This window comes from Niabella beijingensis (assembly GCF_020034665.1).
Lineage (GTDB): Bacteria > Bacteroidota > Bacteroidia > Chitinophagales > Chitinophagaceae > Niabella > Niabella beijingensis.
The window spans coordinates 2,619,356-2,644,452 of sequence record NZ_JAIQDI010000001.1 but is presented as its reverse complement, the minus strand read 5'-3'; the positions used below and the strand labels follow the sequence as shown (position 1 = coordinate 2,644,452).

At 42.4% G+C, this 25,097-nt stretch carries 20 protein-coding genes; 4 read left to right on the top strand and 16 right to left on the bottom strand.

The genetic code is table 11. From position 1 onward, the window contains the following. Positions 1-19: 19 nt before the first annotated feature. From K7B07_RS11040 to K7B07_RS10990, 11 genes are all read right to left on the bottom strand, one after another. Positions 20-781 carry a LytR/AlgR family response regulator transcription factor gene (locus K7B07_RS11040; RefSeq protein WP_223709607.1) on the bottom strand — a complete coding sequence of 254 codons (762 nt, stop codon included), beginning with the start codon at positions 779-781 and terminating at the stop codon, positions 20-22. Between the two features lie 25 nt (positions 782-806). Continuing rightward, positions 807-1,850 (bottom strand): sensor histidine kinase, encoded by a 1,044-nt coding sequence (locus K7B07_RS11035; protein WP_223709605.1) that lies wholly within the window; start codon positions 1,848-1,850, stop codon positions 807-809. 12 nt (positions 1,851-1,862) lie between these two features. Next, complete coding sequence (locus tag K7B07_RS11030; RefSeq protein ID WP_223709604.1) at positions 1,863-4,265, bottom strand: outer membrane beta-barrel protein; 2,403 nt, start codon at positions 4,263-4,265, stop codon at positions 1,863-1,865. 262 nt (positions 4,266-4,527) lie between these two features. Next, complete coding sequence (locus K7B07_RS11025) at positions 4,528-5,016, bottom strand: hypothetical protein (RefSeq protein ID WP_223709602.1); 489 nt, start codon at positions 5,014-5,016, stop codon at positions 4,528-4,530. 170 nt (positions 5,017-5,186) lie between these two features. Continuing rightward, entirely contained in the window at positions 5,187-5,987 is an 801-nt protein-coding gene (locus tag K7B07_RS11020; protein WP_420847743.1) for a helix-turn-helix domain-containing protein, read from the bottom strand. A 500-nt stretch (positions 5,988-6,487) separates the two neighbouring features. Continuing rightward, entirely contained in the window at positions 6,488-7,213 is a 726-nt protein-coding gene (locus tag K7B07_RS11015; protein WP_223709599.1) for a DUF4097 family beta strand repeat-containing protein, read from the bottom strand. Positions 7,214-7,285: 72 nt separating this feature from the next. Further along, complete coding sequence (locus K7B07_RS11010) at positions 7,286-8,101, bottom strand: DUF4097 domain-containing protein (protein WP_223709597.1); 816 nt, start codon at positions 8,099-8,101, stop codon at positions 7,286-7,288. 19 nt (positions 8,102-8,120) lie between these two features. After that, complete coding sequence (locus K7B07_RS11005; protein ID WP_223709595.1) at positions 8,121-8,963, bottom strand: HEAT repeat domain-containing protein; 843 nt, start codon at positions 8,961-8,963, stop codon at positions 8,121-8,123. A 1-nt stretch (position 8,964) separates the two neighbouring features. Beyond that, entirely contained in the window at positions 8,965-9,516 is a 552-nt protein-coding gene (locus tag K7B07_RS11000; RefSeq protein ID WP_223709593.1) for an RNA polymerase sigma factor, read from the bottom strand. 414 nt (positions 9,517-9,930) lie between these two features. Continuing rightward, positions 9,931-12,708, bottom strand: coding sequence for a metallophosphoesterase family protein (locus K7B07_RS10995; RefSeq protein ID WP_223709592.1), 2,778 nt, complete (start codon positions 12,706-12,708; stop codon positions 9,931-9,933). A 501-nt stretch (positions 12,709-13,209) separates the two neighbouring features. Beyond that, positions 13,210-13,605: a DUF1801 domain-containing protein gene (locus tag K7B07_RS10990; RefSeq protein ID WP_223709590.1), complete on the bottom strand. Its 396-nt coding sequence runs from the start codon at positions 13,603-13,605 to the stop codon at positions 13,210-13,212. Between the two features lie 288 nt (positions 13,606-13,893). Between K7B07_RS10990 and K7B07_RS10985 the strand changes: the two genes are divergently transcribed. Then, positions 13,894-14,580: a hypothetical protein gene (locus K7B07_RS10985; protein ID WP_223709588.1), complete on the top strand. Its 687-nt coding sequence runs from the start codon at positions 13,894-13,896 to the stop codon at positions 14,578-14,580. Between the two features lie 73 nt (positions 14,581-14,653). On the opposite strand, the gene K7B07_RS10980 is transcribed toward K7B07_RS10985, so the two are convergent. Continuing rightward, positions 14,654-15,088: a hypothetical protein gene (locus K7B07_RS10980; RefSeq protein ID WP_223709587.1), complete on the bottom strand. Its 435-nt coding sequence runs from the start codon at positions 15,086-15,088 to the stop codon at positions 14,654-14,656. Between the two features lie 535 nt (positions 15,089-15,623). Between K7B07_RS10980 and K7B07_RS10975 the strand changes: the two genes are divergently transcribed. Then, on the top strand, positions 15,624-16,337 hold the full coding sequence (locus tag K7B07_RS10975) for a LytR/AlgR family response regulator transcription factor (protein WP_223709585.1): 714 nt from the start codon (positions 15,624-15,626) through the stop codon (positions 16,335-16,337). A 121-nt stretch (positions 16,338-16,458) separates the two neighbouring features. Here K7B07_RS10975 and K7B07_RS10970 read toward each other — a convergent pair whose 3' ends face one another. After that, positions 16,459-17,514 (bottom strand): sensor histidine kinase, encoded by a 1,056-nt coding sequence (locus K7B07_RS10970; RefSeq protein ID WP_223709584.1) that lies wholly within the window; start codon positions 17,512-17,514, stop codon positions 16,459-16,461. A gap of 289 nt (positions 17,515-17,803) precedes the next feature. On the opposite strand from K7B07_RS10970, the gene K7B07_RS10965 reads away from it, so the two are divergent. Then, a complete protein-coding gene (locus K7B07_RS10965; RefSeq protein WP_223709583.1) occupies positions 17,804-18,625 on the top strand; it encodes a helix-turn-helix domain-containing protein in 822 nt (273 codons plus the stop codon). Between the two features lie 122 nt (positions 18,626-18,747). Next, entirely contained in the window at positions 18,748-19,614 is an 867-nt protein-coding gene (locus K7B07_RS10960) for an SDR family oxidoreductase (RefSeq protein WP_223709582.1), read from the top strand. 535 nt (positions 19,615-20,149) lie between these two features. Here K7B07_RS10960 and K7B07_RS10955 read toward each other — a convergent pair. The 3 genes from K7B07_RS10955 to K7B07_RS10945 all read right to left on the bottom strand — a co-directional run bounded on the left by K7B07_RS10955 (position 20,150) and on the right by K7B07_RS10945 (position 24,950). Next, on the bottom strand, positions 20,150-21,019 hold the full coding sequence (locus K7B07_RS10955) for a helix-turn-helix domain-containing protein (RefSeq protein ID WP_223709581.1): 870 nt from the start codon (positions 21,017-21,019) through the stop codon (positions 20,150-20,152). A gap of 415 nt (positions 21,020-21,434) precedes the next feature. Next, positions 21,435-23,474: an autotransporter outer membrane beta-barrel domain-containing protein gene (locus K7B07_RS10950; protein ID WP_223709580.1), complete on the bottom strand. Its 2,040-nt coding sequence runs from the start codon at positions 23,472-23,474 to the stop codon at positions 21,435-21,437. Between the two features lie 582 nt (positions 23,475-24,056). Then, positions 24,057-24,950, bottom strand: coding sequence for an AraC family transcriptional regulator (locus tag K7B07_RS10945; protein ID WP_223709578.1), 894 nt, complete (start codon positions 24,948-24,950; stop codon positions 24,057-24,059). Between the last annotated feature and the right edge of the window lie 147 nt (positions 24,951-25,097).

Below are 25,097 nucleotides of genomic sequence, written 5' to 3'. Positions count from 1 at the left end.
CCTTCGTTTTTGCGTTTCATCAGGCAAACCATTCTTTTAGCTGGCTTATCCTGGACTGGCTTACCGGAATTTTTTCATTGCTGTTCTTAAGCAGTACGGTGTAGTCGCTCGCCTCCTCAATGCGGATGGATTTAATAAAGCGAACGTTGACCACATCCGACCGGTTCACACGGAAAAATTGCTGTGGATCTAATTGTTCTTCAAGTGCGGAAAGTGTTTCTTCCATCAGCGGGTATTTTTTCTTTTCGTCCACTACAGCAAAGACGACGCCGTTCACAATACGGAAAAAAATAACATCGGCTGCATCAATTACAAAAAGCTCGCTGCCCACCCGCACCGGGAACCGCTTTCTGTAACCCGCACCAGGGTTCTGTTGCAATATCCCCGACAGTTGTTTCAGTATCTGGTTATCCTTGGTAAAAATACGCTTCAACGTTACGACCTTATCCAATGCGGCATGTACTTTTTTAGCGGTAAGGGGCTTTAGCAGGTAGTCAATACCGTTATGTTTTAAAGATGCATTCCAGAACTGATCATAGGCTGTTGTAAAAACAATCACTGTTTTCAGGTTGATTTTCTGCAACGCAGTAAGGGCATTCCCATCCCGCAGTTCGATATCACAAAATATCACATCAACCATTTCATTGTCATCAAGGTATTTCACAATCTCCGAGCAGGTACTGTACATCCCGGTAATGGCTACCGGCTCCCGGTAAGCAGTTACAAACCTGCGTAGCTGCTCTGAAGCAGGCAATTCATCTTCTACAATAACAATATTCATTCGTTCATTTTTAATACAGAAAATTTTATGCTCCCGGCAATTTCAATTGTTTAATTAGTGGCACCTGCACACGGAATATGCCGTTTGTAATTCCATAAACTATTTTTTTCCCGGTTAATATCTGGTACCGGTGCTCAAGGTTCTTCAGCCCGATCCCTTCGGATACTGCTTCGCGGGGATACACCTTGTTTTCTATTATAAGTTCTTCATTATTGATGCTTATTCTAATGGTAACCGGCTGCTGCAGCGAGGCCGCATTATGTTTTACTACATTTTCCAGCAATAATTGCAATGTGCCGGTGATGATAAACAGGGCGTCATTGGAAATGGTTGCTGTTGTAAACATGCGGAGGGGAAAGGCTTCCCCAAAACGGCATTTTAAAAGATAGAGATAGTCCTGCATATATTGCAGCTCGCCTGTTAGTGTAACCAATTGCTGCTTGCCCGAACGGAGATGATACCGGTACAGTTCTGATAATTTTTGAGAAAATAACTCGGCCTGTTCCGGAGACTGGCGGATCAATGCGGAAAGGATGTTAAGGTTGTTGAATAAAAAATGAGGATCTACCTGTTGCTGCAGTTGCACCAGCCGCGCTTCAGACAGCATATTTTCTTTTTCAATGATATCCTGATTGAGCTGAAACACTTTCTTATTATACAGGCCGAGTATTACCGCAAAACATATCGGCACCTGAAATACGCCGATCATGGTTTTTGCTTCATTAAAAATCAAAGTGATGGAGGCGCCACCACGGTATATAACCCGGTTAACGAGTACTCCATAATACAGGCCGTAAAAAACCGGGAATAAAAGGAAACTGAGCAGGAACAGGAGGCCATAAAACAAGCCAACAGGTATTTTGCCTTCTTTTTTCCGGATGATCCGGTAACTGATGTAAATAAGAAATAGCGTACCGGATCCGGCCCCTGTAAAAAAGAAAAAACTCTGCCAGTCTGATGGTGTGCCCTTGGGATGCAATCGTGCAAACAAATAAAAAATAAAAGCGGAATAGACCTGTGTGAAAATAAGCGCAAAATACCAGGGATTTATATAACGGATACGTTTCATGATCGCAGCTATTTACCGGAGAATATCATCATTTGCAACATCTTTTTTTCGTTTCACTTCCTGATGAAGTTTACCAAAGGTATATTGAATCCCTAAAAAAATAACCCTGTATTGATTCTTTACGGTCGTCCTGCTATCTACTTGGGTATCATTAAAACTGGTATGCTGTGTATAATAGCTGCCATGCAGGTTATTCCAGTTTACTGTGGCGTACAGTTTGTCCTTTATAATATGATACCCTGAATTTACCTGGTAAAAATAATAGGGGCTTTTACGTCCCAGCAGGGTTATATCGCTTACATTCATACCGCCGCTGCCGCTCAGGTTAAAATGTTTCGTTACATCCCAGTTAAAAAAGCCGCTAATAATACCAGAACTGCCATAATTGTGCTGCTTTTCCTGTATACGGTTCCGCACATCCACGTACCGCAACTCGCCTCCCACACCTGCATTGAAGGCTTTGGAAAATTCGTACCGGCTGTTTATTCCGAACCCTGCCAGCTGTTCCACACCCACATTACCAAACGTGGTGGTGCTGATGCCTGTAGCGGCATCAAACAACCGGTAAGAAAGTATTTTGTCCCTGCTCCCGCTTCCGGTAAGTGTTGCTGTTACAAATATCTTATCATTGTTATAACGCAGCTGCATCACCAGTTTATGTATTTGCTGCGGCCCCAATTCAGGATTGCCGTAACTTATATTAAAAGAATCGGTATTGTTCACATAGGGATTCAGGTTGGTTATATAAGGACGCTGAAGATTGAGATTATATGACAGGGAAACGGAAATTGCCCTGCCAATTTTACGGCTCCAGTACAGGTTAGGAACCAGGGAGAGGTAATTGTCTTTTACCGGGACCGGCAGGTTACTAAAGTAGCCCCCGATACCCGTTTGCTCCAGCCGGATGCCAGCCCGCAGGCTATTCTTTTTAAACCGGGCAGACAGGGCGGCATAGCCCGCATATACCTGCTGACGATACGTAAAGCTGTTGCTGTTATTGTTATCCTTCGTATACTTGTACGTCTCGTCAAATGTGAACAGGCTTGTGTAATCGGCCGATGCCCGGCGGATAATGGTTTTCGCGCCCGCTTCCACCGTAAATTTTTCCAGGGCCACAGGAATGGCATCTAATTGAAACGTATATTCATCATTCCTCGCCAGTGAATGATTGAGCATCCATTTACTGAAAGCGCCATACTGCTGTTCCGTAGCATTATCAATGGTATTGCTGGTGCCATTCCAGTTGAAGCGGAATGACAATTCCTTCGCCGGATTCTTTCTTGATCTCTGTGTATAATCCAATCCGGCAGTAAAGCCGGGTAATTTATCCGAGCTGTTCGATTTAATTGATCCATTCTCGCTGTTCCCTTCAGATAATTGTGTGTATACCTGCTGATCGAGGACATTATCCGCCGACGCCCTGTCCGCTGTTATATATCCTATTACGGAATGCAGGCTGTCAATTTCGTAGTTCAGTTCCAGGGTACCGCTGGTGCTCGTTCTCCGGGTGGTATTTTCGCCGCTGACCGTTCGCTTTTCAAATGCTGAGGGCACCAGGGGGGTGGTAACCGTTGTCTTAAATCCATTCAGCGGTTTCCATGTGCCGTCAATCATTGTATTCAGGGTGATTCCCAGTTTACCTGCACGGCCGGTAACCGTAAGCCCATCTGAGAAGTGCGTACGATCGCTGGCATATGCTATGGCAAATCCTTTGTACCCGGTAAATTTTTTTGTTATGATATTGATAATTGCCGTTACCCCTTCCGCATCATAGCGGGCGCCCGGCGCTGTAATAAGCTCGATGCGGGAAACAATTTCTACAGGATAACTGCGAAGCGCCTGGGCAATACTCTTTACAAACAACGTGGTTTCCTTTCCGTTGAGCAATACTTTGTAAGTGCTTTGCCCGGCAACCCGCACCTCGCCCGTTCCGTCTACCGTTACAAAAGGGAGGTTGTTTAACACCTGCGATACCGATTTTGACCGGGCTGAACTATCCGCACTTACATTATAGATAAACCGGTCGTCATGCACCTCCAGTATTTTTTTACGGCTGCTTACCTGCACTGTCGCCAGCTCTTTAAAACGCTTCCGGAAGCTATAGTGCAGGGTATCAACTTTTCCATCTGCTATTACTGTGTCATCAATAGGCTCCATGTTACTAAAGGCGGCTTTCAAATGGTATTGCATGCTGTCCGTTGTTAATGGAATAATGCCATTTTTATCCGCAATCAACGCCGTTACCTTGTTTTCGGGTGTTAATGAAATCAATAGTATCGTCGCTTTTTCCGCAGGTTGGCCGTTTTCGAGTTTAAATTGGATATAAACCTGCCGGTTTTGAGCTATTGATGGTGCAGCCCCGCTAATAATAATAATAATAATAAAGATTGTCAACGCTACTGCCTTTTGAAACATTTCTGTTTTTTACACAAGATTAGCGACAACAAAAGGCCTATCAGGAAAGAAAGGATCGAGTGACGTAAAAAAAGAATTAAATGACGGTTTTATATAATTTGATCGATTTAAGCAAATCGCTTATAGCATGGTAAAGCCCGGTGGCGATAGTTCAATAAGAGTCATTTCTAAATTGATTTACGACCTGTTTCAGGGACGAATGTGCGGACCGGAACAAAAAGCCGCTGGCTTTTGACGATAGCTTAAAACAGAGATGCGGCCGCTATACTGCTTTATTAATTTTTCGTTGCATCCTGAATTGCACAACAGAACCTGCAATAAACAGAACAAAAAGGACAAGAAGTGTTTGACCGATCAACGGATCCTTTGGTCCGTTGGCCAGGGGATGACCGACGGGAATACGGTTAAAGGTTTCATTAACCGTGGGTATCAGCGATAAGAAAAAACTAAAAGAAAGAAAGAAGTTCTCTACAAAGCGGGCCCGGTTATTCCCCCGCTTTTTGGCGTAAAGAAAATAAGCGATCAAAATCAAAACTACGATCAACAAAGCAAGAATATGTCCCGGATTAATACCGGTAACACTTGATAACCCGAGCGCTGTTAACGAAGTGACTAACGTACAATAAAAATATATCTTCCCGGTAAGCCTGCCCAGATCTATTTTACCCTTTTTTATTAAACCGATAACTGCTGCAACAATTGCAGCAACACCTATAATTGTGTGAAAAATCCCTAAACCTGATAATGTCATGATTTGAGTTTTAAAAGTTTACTGATTACACAAAATTGCACTACAAAAAACAGAAGGCTTTTGTCGACCGGGTCAATTATTTGGCGACCTGGTTCAAAAAAGCCTGATTTGAATATATTTTAATCAGGCATTATCTACCGTCCACGAAAAGTATGAAGCGAATGCGTTCGCTATTGCTGGCTATTTTGCTTCAGCCGGTAATTCGTTGGCGAAACCTTGTATTTATCATGAAAACTTTTAGTGAAATTGGCCAGGTCATTAAATCCGCAATCAAGGGCAATGTCTGTAATACGTTCACCGGAGACTGCCAGCAATTCTGCCGCTCTTTCCAGTCGTTTGGTTTTGATATAATTGGCAGGGGAATCATCGTATAATTTTTTAAATTCCCTTTTGAAGGAAGAAAGGCTTAGATTGGTTTTTTGCGCCAGCGTTTCGATCCCGATTTGTGAAAACAGGTTGGCTTCTATAATTTGTTTGAACGTATAGGCAGCGGGCGAAAAAAGCTGGGATAATATGACCTGTATGGTTTCCACCTCCTGTGTCTGCGATAATAAAAGGATGATTTCTTTCAATTTCAAAATCAGAATTTCATCATTTACCAAAGAGGGATTTTCAAAATAAAAGAGAAGGCCTTCTATATATTTCTGAATCAAAAAATCATTATTGATTTTTGCGCCTGACTGATTGGTTATTTTATTACTGGGCTGGAACAACAGGGGAAGCTCCCTTTCATAAATTTTCCTCAGGATGTCAGGATGAAAAGTAACAATTACGATCTCTCCATTCCTGTTAGCCTTTGATTGCTTTATTTGTTTACCGGAGTTTATGCAGTTCAGCAACAGGGAATGGCTGGCGGGAATATGGATATGGTCGTCTTCAAATTGGTATTGCATCGCACCCTTCAACATATATAAAAAACAGGCTTGTTCGGAAACAGGAAAAGCAAATTCAAAAGGCGGTTTTAACTCCACTTTTTGAATGCATGTTTTCCCAAACAAATCGATTTTTTTATACTTGGTAACCACCTTAAACTATTTCCTATTCTGACTGCCGCTTACCCTGATAATAAATGTTGAACCCTTGTAATAATGTGCGGCTAAATACAAAACGTTCATTCAGCACGAAATCAAACTTAGAAAAAATTGCTTACTTGGGCACAATTATTTAAGGGACAGTTTAAGGAATCACATCACGCGTAACATTGTTGTGGCGCCATACGGGGCCCTATCATACGCACCGCTATCCTGAAATAAAATACGCTTATGAAATGGCCGGTCTTTCAAAAGGTTGGCGGTTGTGCATGACTGTTCCGCGCTTTTTGTGGCAGTCTTAAATTCTTCCGGACCAGAAATTTAAAAATGATCTGCTCCGGAAATTGGAGAACAAAAGCCGTTGCGGGGGTTAGGATCGTACAGATAATTGAGGCATAAATCCCGCGGAGGCGAACAAGACGGGCAGAAGATCTTTACTATTATTTTGTATTCCGCAGGTAGATATTTCCGAATTTTGAGCTTAGGTCGTATGCCGGTCCTTTGCCGGGAACAGCAGTGATGGAAGAATAAAAGGATCTTTCCTCCTTCTCGACCGGCTTCAGATTAAAATCGGAGTAGATCTTTCCAAACCGGTTCGTCAGTTTAACTCTCCCGACATTGGATTCTTTCAGTTTAGCGTCAATTTTTCCAAACTCGGTTTGAACGGTCAGCGGGCCGGTATAGTTCTGTACTTCCACCAATCCAAATTTGGATTTTACTTTTATATAGTCTTTTGCAGGCAACACCACTTCAATTTCGATATCGACATTGTTGGTAGAATACGAGCTGATTTTTTCACCTTTGTGCGCCTCTTTATAGTTTTCAAAATCTGCTTTACTTTCAAAGCGTTTTTTTATGCCATCAACCTCTACATAATATTGCTGGTCAATATGTTTGAAATCGATCGTATCGGTAATGATCAATTTCCCGTCAACAGTTTGATCCAGCAATTCAAAACGGTCGTTCTGCTTGTTGTCGTTGATAGTAACCGTTGCTTTGACATAGATCTCATCTTTGTTCCAGCTGCTAATTTTTACCTTCGGAAAGTCAAACTGCAACAGTACCGGCTGACTGTTAGAGGTTTTGTATGTTTTTTCAATAACTCTTTGTGCAAACAAGATCTGTGTCATGCCTGTCAGCAACAGGCAAAGCAATACCTTTTTCATAGTAGTATGAATTTAAAAAAGCAAGAAATAAATATGAGATCCGCGGATAGTTTATTATACTATGTATCCGGTTTAATTTTTACGCAGGTAGATTTTTCCATAGCTGGTTTTCAAAATCAGATCCATACCGCCGCCATTGAGTGTGCCTGTTATATCTGAAGACCTGCTCCATTCCGTTAACCCTGTAAGATCTTCTCCATCACTGTCCTTTTTCTCCTTAGAGACTTCCTTTTTAATATCCAGGCCATCAGCAGCATAAATATTTCCGTTTTTCGTAGAAATATTCACATTGGCTTTCAGACTGGAAGGAATGCTTACATCAACGAATTTATAGACCGAAACCAGTGACACCGGGCCTTTTACCAGGGAAGCAAATGTTGCAGTCAGCTCTCCGTAAATTGTTTTCGCATTAACAGGTCCTGTAATATTGTGCAATGAAATAGCATTGTACATGGTACTGATTTCCAATTCTCCTTTAAAATCTTTTATGTCTACAGATCTGCCAGCATTCATGGCACCTGTCGTTGCAACTTTTACCGACATGGTGTTTGGTACTTTAATTGTAATGAGCTCTCGGTCTCTTCTACCTACTTCGTCTACATCAATAACTCCTCCATTTTCCCGGACACTTAGATTCAGGCCGGTATTGTCTGTTAAACCGGAGCCGGAAACCAATCTGAGACCTGCGGCTCTTTCATCTTTCTCCTCCCGCTTAAGCTCCGGTGCAGAAAAAACGACTTCATTACCATCATATCCTTCAATCGTTACACCAGGAATATTTACTTTCAGTGTACCTGTTTTTTTAGGCAATTTAAATTGCCGCTCCTGCGCACCGGCCAAAGAAACGAGTGCTATAGACAAAATAATGGTTGCTACTATTTTTTTCATTTTTGATACCTTGTTATTTTTAAAAATTGGTTTTCGACCGAAGCAGTGCTGCATAGGCTTCGTTGCGTACTGCATCAATATTCATGGGGTCCTGGGTTATATCTAATAGTTGTTGTTTGACTTTTGTAGCTTCATCGGAAGATAGAGAAGCCAATAATTCCATTTGTACAACAGGATCATCCTGTTTGGCAACAGATTGCAGGATCAAATTCTTTACGCCCTCCCGGTTTTCCTGTTGTTTCAGCACCTCCAGGGCGGCGAGGCGTACATTGCTGTTTTCGTCATTGTTCATGGTATTGGAGAGCGTCTGCAAATCGCTGCCGGATAATAAAGTATTTCTTTTCCCGGTGGCCAGGATCGCTGCCAGGCGTGCAGATGAACTTTCGTTTTGTAACGCGGTTTGCCAGTCATTCGTTATTATATTCGATGCGGCTGTTTCCGCTTTAGAACCTGTGCTGGCGGTTACATTTTTTTCATCCCTGATTTTTTGCCGCTTTTTTACACCCGTTTTCTTTTCCTGCGGATCCGCAATGCCTGCCACCATTGATCGCAGGGTTGTTACTGAATCTTTTTTATCTGCACGAACGGCCGGTGACAGGGGCGCCGGTGCTGTTGTAGTTACGATTGAGTGCTCCTTTGTCTTCTGCTGCGGAAAAAAAACGGCAATCCCGATTACAACAACAATTAATGCTGCAGCAGCCCACCAATACGGAAGCTTCCTGACTTTTGCCCGGGGCGCAACAACAGGTTGTTCCATTCCCAATCTGGACTGGATCTTGCTGAGTACATCCAAACCAGGTTCCTGATCGTCAAAATCATCCCTGTTTTCGGATACAAATTCTTTTAAAATATCTTTCTTCATCCTATGCGACCTCCTTTTGTAATAGCGACAATATTTTCTTTTTGGCACGATGGTATTGTGTCCGTACCGTTGCATGGGAAATACCCAACAGACCGGCGATTTCTTCCTGTGGTAACCCTTCCATCACATAAAGGTTAACGATGGTCCGAAACCCTTCCGGCAGGGAGTTGATGGCTTTTTTCACCTCCTCCACCCGCATTTCAAAAAGCCCCTCGTCTTCCGCTTCCTCCTCTATCACATTTTCATGGGATTCTTCAAAAACCAAGGTGCGCTTCTGCTTCCGTAAAAAGCTGATTGCCTTGTTGGCGGCAACACGCCTCGAAAAGCCGCCGAAATGTTCAATCTGCCGGCCTTTCATAATTTCCTGATAAAGCGCAATGAACACCTCCTGCAACAGATCTTCCGCCTGGGCAAAATCAGTAACCAAACGCAGGATGGTATTGAAAACCGCCTTCTTGTACCGTCCGTAGAGTTCGGAAAAGCAGTCTGCATTACCTTCCCGGCACAGCTTCATCAGCTCCTGGTCATCTAAATTCTTCGGTAGTTGCAACACTTATACGCTGTTTTCCTTTTTTCCTGAACCCTTTTGTTTTCCGGTTCTCTGTATTTAAGGCGCCGGATGCGCTGAAATGTTGCATAAATTAAAAAAAAAATCAGAAATATTTTGAAAACGCGCTTTTTGGCGGCTTATTTAACCGGAAGAAAGCTGCTATCATTGCCGGGAAAAGGGGGATCCGGGTTCTCTGCTCCGGGGTCAGCCGATGTTGAATAAAGGGCAATGGGGGAAGATCTGCGGGAAGCATCAGGTGTTTTATCGTGCTAACGGTACTTTGTTCTTATTACCGGTAATGCCCTGGAAAACGTAAAGGGTCGCAAATGCGACCCTTGAATAACGGATTATCAGATCCTATTGAAGAAGTACAAAGAAAAAGCACCTCAAAAGCAAGGGAGGCGTCTTCGTATCTCTTTAATAATATGCCCAGTATATTTCGGACTCTTCTAATCCGCGATACACCAGTACCCCGCCACCGACGGTGATCCCGATCTGGGCTACAAACTTACTGCGGGCTGTAGTCGTTTGGAGATCTTTGGTAATGGGTTTAACGGTATTGCTTCCTACCCAGGTGCCTAAACTGTTCTTCCCGGTGCCGCCTAATGCACACTGGGTCAGGTTTCCGTTTGAAGAAGTGTACACCATAACAAATGCATCACTGGCATATGCTAAACCCATGCCGCGCTGCGTATAATGTTCGCCGTCAATATTGCCGAGTTTTTTCCAGGCAATATTCTTTTGATAGCGTTCGGGAGCGTTACTAGATGGAGCACCGACCGCCCACTGGATGATGGTGCCATCTTTTTTCTGATAGGTCATATACATATGAAAGGCGTCTGCGGCGAGCGCCGGCGTGTTGGGCGATTCCAGCTTTTCGCCCTCATGATCCAGGAGTCCTCCAAAATTCTTCCAGTCGCCCTGGCAGCCCGGATTTAAATCGTAGTAGCCCCAGCAAAGGTCGTTGCTCGAGTTTTTGTCCCGGTACACCAGGTAGATCCGGCCCTGAAAGAAGCAGACCGCCGGAGCCGCCTCACCCACTTTCAACGGTGCCTGATCTTTCCCATACAGATTTAGCGATGCCCACTCGGTGCCGTTTGCCGGCCTGGAAATCCCCTGCAGTATATTATCTTTATCAATATAGAATAGATAAAGTATACTATTGACGGCAATTATGGCCGGTGAATGTTTTGTGACGATCTTACTGCCTCCCGCCGCAATAGATTGCGGATCCTTCCAGTCGGCTTTCAATTGTTCGTTTTCTATATGAATGTCTTTGATCTTTACGGAACACATCACCAGCTCATTATTCTGGTTCCGTCCGTCTATATATGCTACATATAGCGTTTCATCCCACACGGCCACCGAGGGACTATGGTTGGTAACAACCACCTCCTTTTTAATGGGTATATCTCCGATCCAGCGTGGTTTAAGGCTCTTGAAGGAGGTTGACCTGATGGTTTCGGCCACCTCAGGTATCTCTTTCAATTGGGCATTGGCGGGCATATCCACCAGCTGCGACCATGCGGGGAACTGGTAGTACCGCACATCAATTTCCGAGTCTTTTAACGACATGATGGCTCCCACATGAGAATATAATTTTTTGTCTTTGTCTGCGCCGGTTTGATCAACAAGTTTTTCATCCATCCTGGGTGCAAAAACAACCATTTTATAATTGTTTTCATAGGGATCATCTGCCTTGTCCGTCACTTCGTAGCTGCTGCTGCCCAATAATCGCCCCTTATTTAAGCCCAGTACCCCATCATAGTATACCGCAAATGCATGCTCGTGCCCCCAATACCAGGCCGCGATCCGGTCTCTGAAGTAGGAACTGAACTGCGCATCCAGCCAGGTATTATGATATTCAGGAGATTTATGGTCAATCGTCGCCTTCCGGGAAAACAGCTGGTGATGCGAGAGCATGATCGTCTTTCCGCCAAATTCGTCCAATCGTTTCTTCACCCATTTAAGTTCGTTTTCCCGTAATTCCGGCTGGAACGGCCCCACATAATCTTCATATGTCGTTTCTGCCAGATTCGGAAGCCAGGTGATCCAGTCCCAGTCGGGCAGTACATCCATGATTTTATCTACCTTGCTTTTTACAGTGTCGCCAAAACTTTGCAGGAAGGATAGCAAGCCATTGCCATCGGCCTGACCGGTATCCATACCCAGGAACTGCCAATTGTTGTTTTCCGTACGCAGGCAAAAGAAACTGCATTTTTGTCCCTGGTTTAAATTATCAAGTAATTCGAAATACCCATACCCGTAGGAATAGTATTCGTGATTGCCCGGTATGGTGAAGATGGGTGGGTTTGGATCAAAATTATTGGGATCAATATCCCGGTCATTCTGTAACTCGGCACTTACGCGGGCAAATACATCCTGGAAGTTATAATAACATTCATAAGGCAATCCGCAATAGTAGATATCACCGAGGTGGAGGAAAACGATCTTGCGCCCCGGGTATTGCAGGTAGGCTCGCTTCCAGAGGGCTTTTAAAAACTCCCGGGCGTCATCCATTGAGGTGCCCCAGTCTCCGATCATGACGACCTGCGCATTATTGGGCACCCTCCAGTCGATGGCACCATAATTTTGATAGGCCGGATCCCCCGCATCCCGGTATTGCATTTCAGTCAGGCCGTAACGGGGCATATCCCAAAATTCCTGAATTTTATTCCGTTGCTCCTGTGTTAACATCGGAGCGTTTAAGAGGCTGTTGAGCAGGGCCTCTTCAAGCCGGCTCAGATTTTCCGGTCCTCCCAGCATCCATACGTATACCAATACACATAACCCAAAGCCGTACCAGTCATCCGTACTAAAATCGACGGTTCTGTCTATATAGTGAGTGGCTTCCAAACCCACCAGGTACAGTTCATATAATTCATCCCGGGCACTTCCGGTGTATACATAAGCAGCACCCGTGACGGCAACATCAAAAAAAGCCTGGGAATAATATGCTGCCTGGGCAACGCCCGCTGCATTGTCCGCTTCTTTTGCTTCCGCCCGATCCGGTGGTTTTGGCACCCGTTTTTTTTGCCTCAATTGATCCAGGTGTTCGAATACGCCCAGCATGAAGGGCAGGCGGCGAATTTCCTGGATGCTGAGATCGGGGTGTTCCTTACGCAGATACGATTCAGTCGCTGACGCCCACAAGGCGGCAAGAGGGTTCCGGGGATTTTGAAAACTTGATGACATTGTGGTTTATTTTTGAGGGTTATTTAAAATAAATGCTACCTATGTCAATATTTCAACAACATTGACCTTCCACAAAAAGGATTGAGTTCGAACATTTTTTAAAGGGTTTAAATAGGCAAAAACCGGTAAAGGGGCTTCACAAAACACATCGTCACATTTAAGCGACATTGACAACAATCATTTAGGCCAGAGGGGTTTAAGTCGATGGCTAATATACATAAAACTTTTTAAAACAAAGTTTTATGGTACAAATCAAATTTTCACGGAAGAACAATAAGAAGAATTTTAATGGCAAGCGTTGGGTAAACTGGCCGGTTTTTCGATCATAGGTGGTGTTTATAAAAATCAGGCAGGATTCAGGGTATCCGCTTTTCCGGATAATACTGGTGGGTTATCGAAATTTGCATGCTAAAAAAAGCACGTCATATAATGACAAACAATGAGCACCGGTGATAATGGCTTTTCGTTCTGCAAAAAAACGTAGCAGGCTACCGCGACCCGTCAGCGCTTGGAGGTCCGCCTGAACGAGCCATCTACTTTGATCGCCTCCTTTAAAAGTTTTATTATTGGTTGCGCATCTATCTCCTCAGGTTTGTAATATATTTTATAAAAGATCTGTTTGTTTGTGCCGTGGGTCAGAAAATTATCGCTGTCATTTAATTTATTGCCCTGCCAAAAACCCAGGAGCACTCCTTCTCTGATACCTCCGCGCGGCACTGCGGAAGGCCAGATAATGCATATCCCTTTATTGCCATAGAAGAATGGAACATTATAAGATATTTTTTCTTTACAGTATTCAGGAAGCGTTTCAAGAATTATCTGTCGCAATACGTCTACAATGATTCTTTCTTTCTCCGGAAGAACCGTAAATAATTCAATAAGGTTTTTAATTCGCATTGTAATTGTTTAAACGAGTTACGGCTACTCTTTTCAAATATTGCGGCAGTGGCATTCCGGGAAACCGCCGGTTGAATTTAGTACTGAAATTCCATAGTAACACAATTATTGAAGTTTGCCGCTGCAGATTGCGGATACCGGATTACCGGCAACCGCCCCTATAATCCTGTAATATGTATAGCAGTACCTGTAGTTGATAGATAAAAGGGAGCCGGTTTATGCCCGGAAATTACTTTTGTTCTCCGTGTTCAGTCAAAGGATCTTATTTATTTATAATGCATTGAAATTATGATACGATCGATTAATACCCTTCACAGGTGCGGAGCTTATCTGGTTACGGCACTCTTGTTTTTAGTTATTTTTTGCGGGGCCTGTCGTAAAGGATCTCCTGGTGACGCCGGGGAAAAAGATGATATATTGCTGGATGAGCAATTTGCTGATCAGGAAGCATTCTGGCCAGCCAGGGCTACTATTTCCCAGATAAAAAACGGCTATTTCAGCACCTGGTACAACAGTGACCAGCCGGGCACCGTTAGTATCTGGGCGGAGGGGAAGGATCTTTTTACTGAAAGCAAACAGTACCAGGAAATACAGATTGAACAAGAACATTACAGTGGTCATCAATATGATAAAGGAGGTCTTCTCTTTGGCCTGGAAAACCGGAATAATTACTATTCATTTCAAATCGGGGACAAAGACTTCCGGGTATTCCGCGTAGTGAATGGCAAGTCCACGAATCTCATCGACTGGACACCATCAACTGCGATAAAGGGAGCATTAAAGAATGTAAATAGATTGGCCATAAGAACAGCGAATAAAAAGTATTCATTTCTCATTAACGGAACCGTTGTGTATACCGCAACTATTGCTGATTTGTACCGGCTCGACAAGATCGGATTTCAATTTTTTAAATCTGCATTTGTAAGCCAGCACTGCGAATACCGTATACATCGTATTAAAGCCTTTGGGAAATAATCTTTACTGGACACTGCCCTTTGGCAGCAAGCGAAAAAAAACGCTTCCCGTAACAAGGAAGCGCTGTATACCATCAATCGTCCCAATCGCTTGGTTTCTTCCCGCTTCTGGAACCTGAAAAACGGATACCCAGCTCCGGAAAACAATCAACCGTCTCTTTATCATAGTAAATTAAATACAGCTTGCCGCCATTCTTTTTATTCAGAACAAGAAATCCATCCGCATCCGTTGTTACCGTGCAAAGCTGTGTTGGAAAATGCGATGTCTTCCCATTATCTGTGTAATGCAGATCCACTGTAGCAGTTTTAAGATCAGAAGACTTGACAACAATTTCTGCAGTCATTCCTCCCGCAGGCAAAGGGCTGATATCTCCGCCCGCCTCCACTTCAAAACATTTAAAGGTTCCGCTGATGGATTCCGGGCTGACTTCCTCATCCTTGTTCTTTTTACAGGAGAAATCCGAAATAACGGCCAGCGACAAAAGTATAACAAGACAGACTGATTTCATAAATTTTATTTTTTGTTTTTACCCGCACTGTATAGTTGAATTAAATACCCAACCCCGGGCTTCGGAAAAGTTTCCACTCGCTTCAAAAATATTTTTTCATTTATCAGGTGCTGACAAAAATCTACCAACACTCAATAACAACTTACAGAAACTACATTCATAAGAACAAAGAATACGGAATAAAGGGATATATAACATCCAAAATGTGAATAAATTAAAACAGAACAGCGCCGTCCTTACAGCAGGTAAAAATTTGCTTATTCAGGAATGGCTGATCATCAATGTTTCATACGACTATACAATACTTTCGGACTTATTAATTGGTATTTCGTATTACTTTTATACCAAATTGGTATTATTTTACTTTTTTGCATCCCGGGCTTCAGGTCCGCAAACGGATCAACCCTTCTGAAGACCCGTTGGATTTGATGTATGCATACAATGATACAATACCCGTTCTCGAAACGTGTACATCCCTGTTTGATACACCGGCTCAGGAACATACCTTTAAAATATTTTACAAAATCTGAAATTGATGAAACCGTTACAGTGCCTGATTGTTGAAGATGAACCACTCGCCAGTGAAGTCATCATGCATCATATCAAACAAATACCTTTTTTAAATTTGGCGGGTGTATGCACAGATGCCATCCATGCCATCGATTTTCTTCAAAATGAAAAGATCGACGTTATTTTCCTGGACATTCATCTTCCAAAACTAAAGGGTCTTGACTTTGCCAAATCTCTTAAAAACCCTCCGAAAATAATTATAACCTCGGCATATGCCGACTATGCATTGGAGGGCTATGAACTGAACATCATTGATTATTTACTGAAACCCATTGAATTCAGCAGGTTCTTTTCCGCAGTGAATAAATTACAGGCCGAGGCGCCGCCGGCATATATTCCGTCAGTTGAAAGCCTGCTTCCGGAGAGAAAATATATTTTCTTCAACGTCAATAAAAAAATGGTCAAGGTTTACCTTGATGAAATTCTGTTTATAGAAAGCCTTCGTGAATATTTAAAGATCACCACCGAAAACCAAACCATTCTAACGAAATTTCAGATATCTGAGATAGATGCGATCCTCCCGCATTCAGAATTTATACGCGTCCATCGTTCTTTTATCATTGCCCTGGAAAAAATAGATGCTTATTCTCAAACTGATATTGAGATACATAAACATATGATCCCTGTCGGAAGAAACTATAAAGAACTGGTGCATTCCATTTTAAAAAACAGGTTGTAAAAAGTTTAATCCCGATATGTTTAGCTTGGAGAAAAGAACATTGGGTCTGATTCATTGGGTCTTTTTGTCGAACCCCTTCTTAGTTATGATCCTTGCTCAACCGGGCGCCACGGTATCTCCATCAAAACCCGGTGTAACTGCCAAGATTGATTCTTAAGGATACTTCAAATTCGGTTTCAGAATTGGTTATATTGAAGTCGTAGTCGGTATACATGATTTCCAGCTGGCGTTTTACATTGTTCAGACCAATGCTTTTTACGATTTCTCCACTATCCTCATTTGTTTCTTTTGAATTCCTTATGGAAAAAACCAAAACCCGTTCTTCCAATGTTGCTAAAATCCGAATATAAGAATTGCTTCTCCCTTCGGAAACGCCATGTTTGAAAGCATTTTCCACCAGCGGAAGAAAAAGCAACGGAACAATCGGTTCCCCCTTATCGTCGATGTTCTTTTTAAAACTTATTGTCAGTTTATTCGAATACCGGATGGTTTCAAGATTAATATAATCCTCAAGGATCTTAATCTCCTCATCGATCGGCACAAATTTAGACTCAACAGTATACAGCGTATAACGAAGCAAATGAGAAAGTTTGATGATCATTTTAGAGGTATCCTCCGATCCTTTTAAGGACAGGGCATAGATACTGTTGAGCGTATTAAAAAGAAAATGAGGGTTCGTTTGGTTCTTTAAGAATTTCAGTTCTGTTTCCAGCTTTTCCTGTATAAGACGCTTTTCGTTCTCCGCAGCATTCAGTCGCAGAAACAGTTGTTTGATGGCTAATGCAATACCACTTATAAACCCCAGATCAATAGAAGCAAATATAAAACTGAATAAAGACCAAAGGGGACGGTGATACGGATATTTTGACAATAAATAGGGATATACAAAATCTGCTTCAATAATCCTTACCACCAAAACTGTAAGTACAAACCCAACCAGCCCCTTTATAACGATGCTCCTTGAAATCCCTTTTGTATGCCCGCCTATCAGGTTCATAATATAATACGTAAAAATTATTTTCGGGAGCAGCAGGGAGCAACATAAACAAATGGCTACCCAAAGCCGTTCTCTTACAGAATACTGAGACAATATGGAGCTGTCCCACAAAAAGGAAAGGGTGATATCCTGAACCAGATAGACAAGCCAGAATAAAATATGAAAGAAACCGCGCTTCATTTTTGCAAAAGTTGGAAAAACCTGGTTATTTGCTTATCAAAAATATAAATATCCCGCATTTAAGTACAAAATGCAGCTTTTGAAGCACATAAGATTTTTTGTTACCCCCCTGAAAATAACAATATTGAGCCGGAACGCATGCAATGAACACTGCGGCCAGCAGTAACTACAGGTTCCATGGATCCGGGGAAGTCATGCGTAGCCGTTGTGACCACAACCTGATAAACTGAGTTATTGGGTTTGAGAATCCCAGTGCATGCCATGCACTTAAATGTTTTATCTTTAATGCATGGGTAATAAAGACGGATATTACAGCTACCGGACCGCGGTACCACCGGCGTTTGAGGAGGTATTTACCGGTTTTTATTTTGCTGAAAACCGGTCTGACGCAATCATTACTCAAAAACTTTTACCTTCCTTTCAAACCATAATGGTATTTGGCTTTGGCACCCCTGCCGTTTTGTTTGCTAAACAAAACGAGGCCCTCACGCTAAACAAATGCCTGGTTATTGGCCCCATTAAACAGGCTTTTGACTATGCGCTACCTCCACAGTCGGAGCTATTGGTGGCCAATTTTAAAGGCGATGCTTTTTTTCGCTTTTTTGGTAATGTGCTGGCATCCGGTCCCCTTTTATTACACCCCGACGCCTTAGTGAGCGACAATTGCTTTACCGCCTTATGGTATGCACTGCATTTATTAAACGATAATAACGACCGCGTAAACTATATTCTTGATTTTTGTGTTCCTTACCTGCAGCGCCAGAACCCTATTGCCAGCCAGATGGCTGGTTTTAACAGCAGCAACCGGAGCCTGATAAAAGAAATATCAAAGCAGCAGCGTTTATCAGAAAGATCCATGCAAAGCTATCATAAGAAATATTTTGGCTATTCTGCAAAAGAAATGGATCGCTATCAACGTTTTTTAAAAGCCATTCAACGGTTACAAACTATAACGACATCTTCTGCTACCAAAGTTGACTGGTTTGAAATCATTGATCACTGCGGTTATTATGACCAGAGCCAGCTGATCCATGATTTTAAACATTACCTGGATCTAAGCCCCACTCAATACCTGAAACTGCAGGAGGCCATCTGCCACCCTGCAGATTGACCCGCTTTTACCTCCGCGTACTGCTCATGCCTGAATGCCCCTCTTACCGGCGTTTCGTTTTCTTACAATTCTGGACTGGCTACTATATGCAATTTTGAACCTGCAAAAAACAAAAAATCTTTATGGAAACAAAAATCTTTATTACCGGCGCTACAGGCGCTGTGGGCTCCCAGCTGGTTAAAAAACTTGCAGCATTACACATTCCTTTTAAAGCGCTGGTCCGTACAAATGACAAAGCGGACCTTATACGGCAGTTGCCAAATGCGGAAGTTCTGGTAGGTAGCCTGGCAGATGAGGCCTTTTTAGCAAACGCACTCCGGGGAACAGAAAAAGCCTTTTTGCTTACTAATTCTTCGGCAGAGGCAGCACAACTGCAGCTGAGTTTTGTAAATGCAGCCGGCAGGGCCGGTGTGCCACACCTTGTAAAGCTGTCCCAGTACGCTGCCAGCAAAAATTCACCGGTTCGTTTCCTGCGTTATCACGCCCAGGTGGAAGACCGGATCAAAGAGCTTGGGCTTACGTATACTTTTCTCAGGCCCAACCTGTTTATGCAGGGACTGCTTGCTTTTGCGTCCTCTGTTAAGACCGAGGGGCGGTTTTATGCTGCCATTGGCCATGCAGCGGTAAGTATTGTGGATACACGGGATATTGCAGCTGTTGCGGCCGCTGCCTTAACAAAGACCGGGCACGAGAATAAAACATATACGATTACCGGTCCTGAAGCACTTACCCATTACCAGTTAGCGGATATCCTTTCGGGGGTATTAGAAAAGCCAGTAAGCTTTATTGATGTAGCGCCTGAACACATGCAGGAAGCACTGAAGGCAGCCGGGCTACCGGAATGGCAGTTGGCCGGTATATTGGAGGATTACGCCCACTATGCCAGGGGAGAAGCCGCCGCAGTGGATGATACGGTAAGCAGGGTAACCAGTGCTCCTGCCACCCGGTTTGAACAGTTTGTTCGTGATCATAAATTCCTGTTTATTTAATAAAGAGCCGGCGTTCCTCATTTGCAGATGATACATCTGTAAATGAGGATTCTTTTAATTTAAAATCGGTTGCCCAACCTTGACGGGTATATAGGAAACAACAATTAAAATACCTGATTATCTTTGGCAAAAAACAAGGACGGCAAACCCCTGAAAGGGTCATGTTATTACTCCCTCGCTGAAGATGTTTTGTCCTATTCTAATAAATCCAAATAACAGAAAGCAAGTAGGTTTATATTATTTTTAATCTTCAAATTTCAAGAATCTCGTACTGTTTGAAAATACCTTCATTTCTTCTTCCTACATTCCTACCGGAAGAGAATGTGTATGCAAAAATTGTGGGAACTTAATCTACTTCAATACATATTCACCATACGGTCCACCAATTGTTTCATAAACCAAACACTGAAACCAGAGACTGGTGAATATACGCTTATGTAAAAATCGAATAGCGCTATTCACTACATTTACAGGTTTGCCCCCATTGATATCTTATCAAAATACTTCTTTTAGCCATGAAATGCTGGGTTGTTTCTTACCAGCACTCTCCATCGTATCGATTTTTGGCACAAAGAGAGTCCTTGTATTGCTTGGGAGATATCCCCGTTTTTGTCTTAAAAAAAGTTGAGAAGTGCGAATATTCATTGAACCCCAGCTCATACGCGATTTCTTTTATTGGTACATCATTTTCCTGGAGAAGTTGTTTAGCTTTAACAAGCCTCCTGTGATGAATGAAAGCCAGGGCAGAAGTCTTCAAGACCTTGTTGCAGAGAATTGAAAGATAATTAGCGCTTACGCCTAATTCTTTGGCATAGAATGCAACAGGGGTTTGTCGGTATAAGTTACTTTCAACGAGCAGTTGAAAATTGTAAATGATAGCAGGTCTTGGTCGTTGACTTAAATTATCAAAGGCCGCCCTATTGAGCGCTTTTAATAACTGCAGAACAATTCTACAGCGAAGCTCAATTAATCCTGAAACAATTGGTCTTACCTGAAGTTCTGTTTGCACCGACTTAAACTCGCCCAATAGCCTGAAGAAATATTCCTCATTCAATTGCTCTGAAGAATTATAATCTGCTCCGATATTTGCGAATTCTAATCCAACAATAACGTTTTGCAATGCTGATGTTCCAATAACTAGCTTATGTATTTTACAGGGCGTTTCAAAATTCCACTTATGCGATTGGCCAGGAAATACCATATGGATCTGAAAAGGAGCTAAATTTATCTTTTCGCCATTAATTTGATGTATACCATCTCCCTGTTCTATAAAAAGAAGCAGCAAAAAATCATGGATTTCAAAAATAGACATCTGGTGGGGGCCTGTTATTAATTCGCAGGCTATATCACTCCCTTTCGTATATACCTGGAGGTCAGCAAATTTTACTAGCTTGTATTTATTCATAAACGTTTTAGGAAAAAAACAAAACTTTATAATGGCAATCAGCTACTTTAACTTCCCTATTCATATTTAGAGCGTCAAAATAACCGGCGTATAATTCTGATCTGTTAAAAGGCAATGGCACAAATAATACCGAATGATTTAATTTCCGAATTTCTCTATTCTAATAAAAAAAGCGGCGATAAAAAAGCGACTTTTTGAGGTAAAAAAACGAAAATATTTATACGTAAAATGAAGAAGAGATTGAGCAGTATATAAATGATCTAAACCGTTACAGATCCACTTACCTCGTGAACTTAAAATATTTTTATGCTGATTGTTTTAACAGATTTAATTATTCTACACCCCTAAAAAAAGCCCTGCTTTTTTCAAACAGGGCTACCCTTAAACCGTACAACTAGTGCTATTCGCTTTTAAACTACTCCCTTGTTGCCAGGGTTATTTTGGAAGTTTGTCTTCCGCCATCTTTATCAATCTGCACAATTCTGATAAATAGTTTGGGCTCTTCGCCTGTTACCTCCGAGCTGGTTTTTTTACAGGAAGATATAAACAGACCCAGCCCAACAAACATACAACCCATAAAGAGTAGCTTGTTTTTTCGATGAAAGAGTAAGAGCATCAAACCGGCAGCAAGCAACGACAAGCCTGCGTAAGTCAGCGATTTGTCAATAGAATGATCGAACTCATAATTCAATTTACTGCCTGAAGTGCCATTTACTGCTTTTGATTTTACGGTGCCGATTGTTTTGAAATTAGTGCCGTCTGAGGAAGCCTGAATTTCAAAATGATCGTTGTTCTCTTCCGTTTCTGTTGACCATTTTACCTGAAGCTGACCTTTTATGATTGCAGCTGAAACAGGACCAAAAGTAACAGGAAGTGCCCCTTCCCATTGTACTTTATAAGTTCCGGGTGCCTGGCTCTGGCGTCCGGCGGCATCTACAAAGCTGTATTTGAAGGAAGTTGATGTTGAGCCGGCCTCCAGGTCTGTAAATGATAAAAGTGCGGGATCAAAGTTATCAATCATCTGGCCTGCGGTTACCACTGCTCCGTTATAGTAGAGGGTTCCGTTTGACGGCAATTCGGTAATTGCAACGGATTTTCCGTTGCCCAGGGTTCCGTCTTCCGGATCATTCCCTTTAACCGGAGCGGTAATTGTACCAGCAGGTATGCTATTACCGCTGGGGGTGGCTATGTTCTGCGTTACATCATCAGATGTGGGCGGTCGCTGTATAGCAAAATTAGCGCCGCTGACATTACCTGATATTGTAAGGCCGGTCAGATTACCATCCGGTGTACCATCCTGACCGGTTCCGGAGCCGAGATGTTCCCCCTCTGCAACCCAGCCACTTGGAAGTACAACTGCAGGAGCAGGACTTCCTACCGTTGCGGACTGCGTCGTGATCCGGAGAGAATATTCGCCAGGTAGTACAGAGTTATTAAAATTATACGTACCATCGGAATTAACCGGTACCGTCGCAAATACATTCCCATTAACATCTACCAACACTGCATTCAATCCGCCGGCATTTGTCCCGGTTCCATTCACCGTATTATCCTTTAAGCCATTGGCATCATTGAACACCGTTCCACTCAAGCTGTAAGCAGTTAAAGAAACGGCCATAAGGAACCCGTCTGCTGCAGCTCTGTTGGTGGCAGACCAGGCAGTTCCACCCCCATCTCCATCCATAGAAACCCTGAAAGTTAAAGCAGTAATACCCGTACCATTAACTACAACACTTCCGGAGGCCGCAGATGGGCTACTAGTGTTCGTACCAGCTGTGTATGCTGCTGATGAGTTGTTGATGGTAGTGCCGGAAACATTAAAAGCAAAGTTACCGGACAATCTCGAAACCGTATACCCGGAGCTGGTCAATTGGCAGCGCATTGAAAAGCCCTGAGTACCAGAAGCCCCGCCAAGACCGGTTAAGTGGATAACGGGATTATTTACCGGGCGGCTAAACGTAAGGGTGAGATCGGCAAAGTAGATGTTCTTTGTATTTGTCGCCACCTTGTTCGAACCATTGGCATTAATCAGGGCATCTGAATATCCGGCAACTTCAATTCCATAATCATTCGCTATGGCAATTGCCGGCGTTGATCCATTTGTAGCATATTGAGCATCCGCAGATCCCCCCAAAGCATTCATCAGCATATAATGGGCAACGCCGCCTGGCGTATTCGTCGTACTGGTATTGCCACCAAATACAAGTCCAGGTGTCGTGGCGCTGCCTTCTATCGACGGGTACTGCTGGTTGCTTATGCTATACGTTACCGTAGTAGCCGGACTGTATACCCCCGCATCTCCGTTATAAAAAGTAACTACTTTATTTGTAGTAGTCGGTCCGTTTCCCGAAGGCCCTCCGCCGTTTTCAAATTTCAGGGTTTTTTGCGCCTGCGCTGCATAAACCGCGAGAATAAGTGCCAATGCGCTTACAGCTTTAAAACATTTTGAGGTCATAGTTTTTGTATTATAATTATAGCTAGTTAAAAGAAGTTACAATATCGCTCCCGCCTTTACTTAAAAAAGTAATAACATACAGGATCCTAAAAAAAGAGAATTCTATGCATCGCCGGCAAAATAAGTATATAAGCGCCGCAAGTCATCTTAATGCTGTTAAACGCTACTGTACAGGAACGATTATGTCAATCTGGTTCTTAGTTCATTTGTTGGTATTTAAAGGTAACAGAACTCAAAAATCGGGCATTCTATTAGAAGCTTCCAAATACTGGATGTAAAAGCGCAAACCAAAAATAGAAATATATCCATATTCAAATGATATACGAATTATATCGATTGTTTAAAAAAATATGACAACTTGTGTTTTTCACTTTGTATCGCAGTGCAACGCATTATCTAAAAGTTATCAAACGGCTTCAGTACTGCCACCGTATAGTACATAGGAAAGTCTTTGGCCGATAAGACGTACTTTTTTTTATACTCTGGCTTATGCACTTTTATCTTCCCTATATTCATATAAAGTCATTTATCGCACACATAAAAACATTGCCGCACAGGGTAACAGCCGGATTCTTTATTTGATTATGTATTGTATTTGTGTTTTAAATTCATCTCCGCAGTAAATTGACGTTTGCATTGATCCTGATACTGTTTAGGCGACAATCCTGTTTGTAATTTAAAAAAGCTGGAAAAATGGGATAGGCTGCTGAAGCCAAGATCAAAACCAATTTCTTTTATTGATAATCCGAAAGAATTTATCTGCCTCTGTGCTTCGAGTATGATTCGTTCCTGTATAATGTCCAATGCCGTCATCCTGATCTTCTTTTTACACAGAACAGACAGGTAATTTGGAGTAATATTTAATTGGTCGGCATAGAATGCAACTGATTTTTGTTGCCGAAAATGCCGCTCAACCAGAATCAGAAACTGCCGAATTATCGGCTCATTTTTAAGCAGGTCCAAGTTGCAAAATCTTATTTCTGCAACATGTTTAATCAAAAGAGCAAAGATTCCACATCGAAGACTTACCAAATCCTCAAAAGTATTGATTTCCGTTAGTTCGGTCTTAACAAGTAGCAGCTCTGACAATAGCCGTTGATAATAATGATGCTCAAGTTGAGTGACCGGGCGATAATTAAAATCGGTAATCCAAAAGCCATAATGAGAAATCTTTTTTTGAAAGAACAATTTGTTTATCATCAGTTTATGACAAATTGTATTTGCAGCCAGTTCCCATTGATGCACCTGTCCCGGAAATAACAGGTGAATCTGACACGGTCGGACTTTATAGGTGATTTTTTCTATGGTGTGTGAACCACCACCATCTTCAAAAAGCAGGAATATGAAAAAATCATATGTCAGCGGGTCGATCATATGATCTTCTCCTTTAAATAAACGGTATAAGACTGGAGTCTTATTCGGATTCTCCTTAATTGATTCCCATTGTAATATGCGAGCTCTTTCTTTTGATTTCATATATTGATCCTATATCCTCTGCGGCAGTTTTACGTTTTCTCTCTTCATGTATTGTTTAAGCCAAAATGATAGATATTGTATGAAGATTTTTCAAAATCAAGTATAGCCAATACAATACTGGAATTCAAAGAACAAAGGTTAAGACTT

What these genes read in the sequence shown, in the direction of transcription:
- K7B07_RS11040 (WP_223709607.1), bottom strand. Translation starts at nt 781, where the DNA reads ATGAATATTGTTATTGTAGAAGATGAATTGCCTGCTTCAGAGCAGCTA.
- K7B07_RS11025 (WP_223709602.1), bottom strand. Translation starts at nt 5,016, where the DNA reads ATGACATTATCAGGTTTAGGGATTTTTCACACAATTATAGGTGTTGCT.
- K7B07_RS10995 (WP_223709592.1), bottom strand. Translation starts at nt 12,708, where the DNA reads ATGTCATCAAGTTTTCAAAATCCCCGGAACCCTCTTGCCGCCTTGTGG.
- K7B07_RS10985 (WP_223709588.1), top strand. Translation starts at nt 13,894, where the DNA reads ATGATACGATCGATTAATACCCTTCACAGGTGCGGAGCTTATCTGGTT.
- K7B07_RS10965 (WP_223709583.1), top strand. Translation starts at nt 17,804, where the DNA reads ATGGGTAATAAAGACGGATATTACAGCTACCGGACCGCGGTACCACCG.
- K7B07_RS11005 (WP_223709595.1), bottom strand. Translation starts at nt 8,963, where the DNA reads ATGAAGAAAGATATTTTAAAAGAATTTGTATCCGAAAACAGGGATGAT.
- K7B07_RS10980 (WP_223709587.1), bottom strand. Translation starts at nt 15,088, where the DNA reads ATGAAATCAGTCTGTCTTGTTATACTTTTGTCGCTGGCCGTTATTTCG.
- K7B07_RS10970 (WP_223709584.1), bottom strand. Translation starts at nt 17,514, where the DNA reads ATGAAGCGCGGTTTCTTTCATATTTTATTCTGGCTTGTCTATCTGGTT.
- K7B07_RS10955 (WP_223709581.1), bottom strand. Translation starts at nt 21,019, where the DNA reads ATGAATAAATACAAGCTAGTAAAATTTGCTGACCTCCAGGTATATACG.
- K7B07_RS11030 (WP_223709604.1), bottom strand. Translation starts at nt 4,265, where the DNA reads ATGTTTCAAAAGGCAGTAGCGTTGACAATCTTTATTATTATTATTATT.
- K7B07_RS10950 (WP_223709580.1), bottom strand. Translation starts at nt 23,474, where the DNA reads ATGACCTCAAAATGTTTTAAAGCTGTAAGCGCATTGGCACTTATTCTC.
- K7B07_RS10960 (WP_223709582.1), top strand. Translation starts at nt 18,748, where the DNA reads ATGGAAACAAAAATCTTTATTACCGGCGCTACAGGCGCTGTGGGCTCC.
- K7B07_RS10975 (WP_223709585.1), top strand. Translation starts at nt 15,624, where the DNA reads ATGAAACCGTTACAGTGCCTGATTGTTGAAGATGAACCACTCGCCAGT.
- K7B07_RS11015 (WP_223709599.1), bottom strand. Translation starts at nt 7,213, where the DNA reads ATGAAAAAGGTATTGCTTTGCCTGTTGCTGACAGGCATGACACAGATC.
- K7B07_RS11010 (WP_223709597.1), bottom strand. Translation starts at nt 8,101, where the DNA reads ATGAAAAAAATAGTAGCAACCATTATTTTGTCTATAGCACTCGTTTCT.
- K7B07_RS10990 (WP_223709590.1), bottom strand. Translation starts at nt 13,605, where the DNA reads ATGCGAATTAAAAACCTTATTGAATTATTTACGGTTCTTCCGGAGAAA.
- K7B07_RS10945 (WP_223709578.1), bottom strand. Translation starts at nt 24,950, where the DNA reads ATGAAATCAAAAGAAAGAGCTCGCATATTACAATGGGAATCAATTAAG.
- K7B07_RS11035 (WP_223709605.1), bottom strand. Translation starts at nt 1,850, where the DNA reads ATGAAACGTATCCGTTATATAAATCCCTGGTATTTTGCGCTTATTTTC.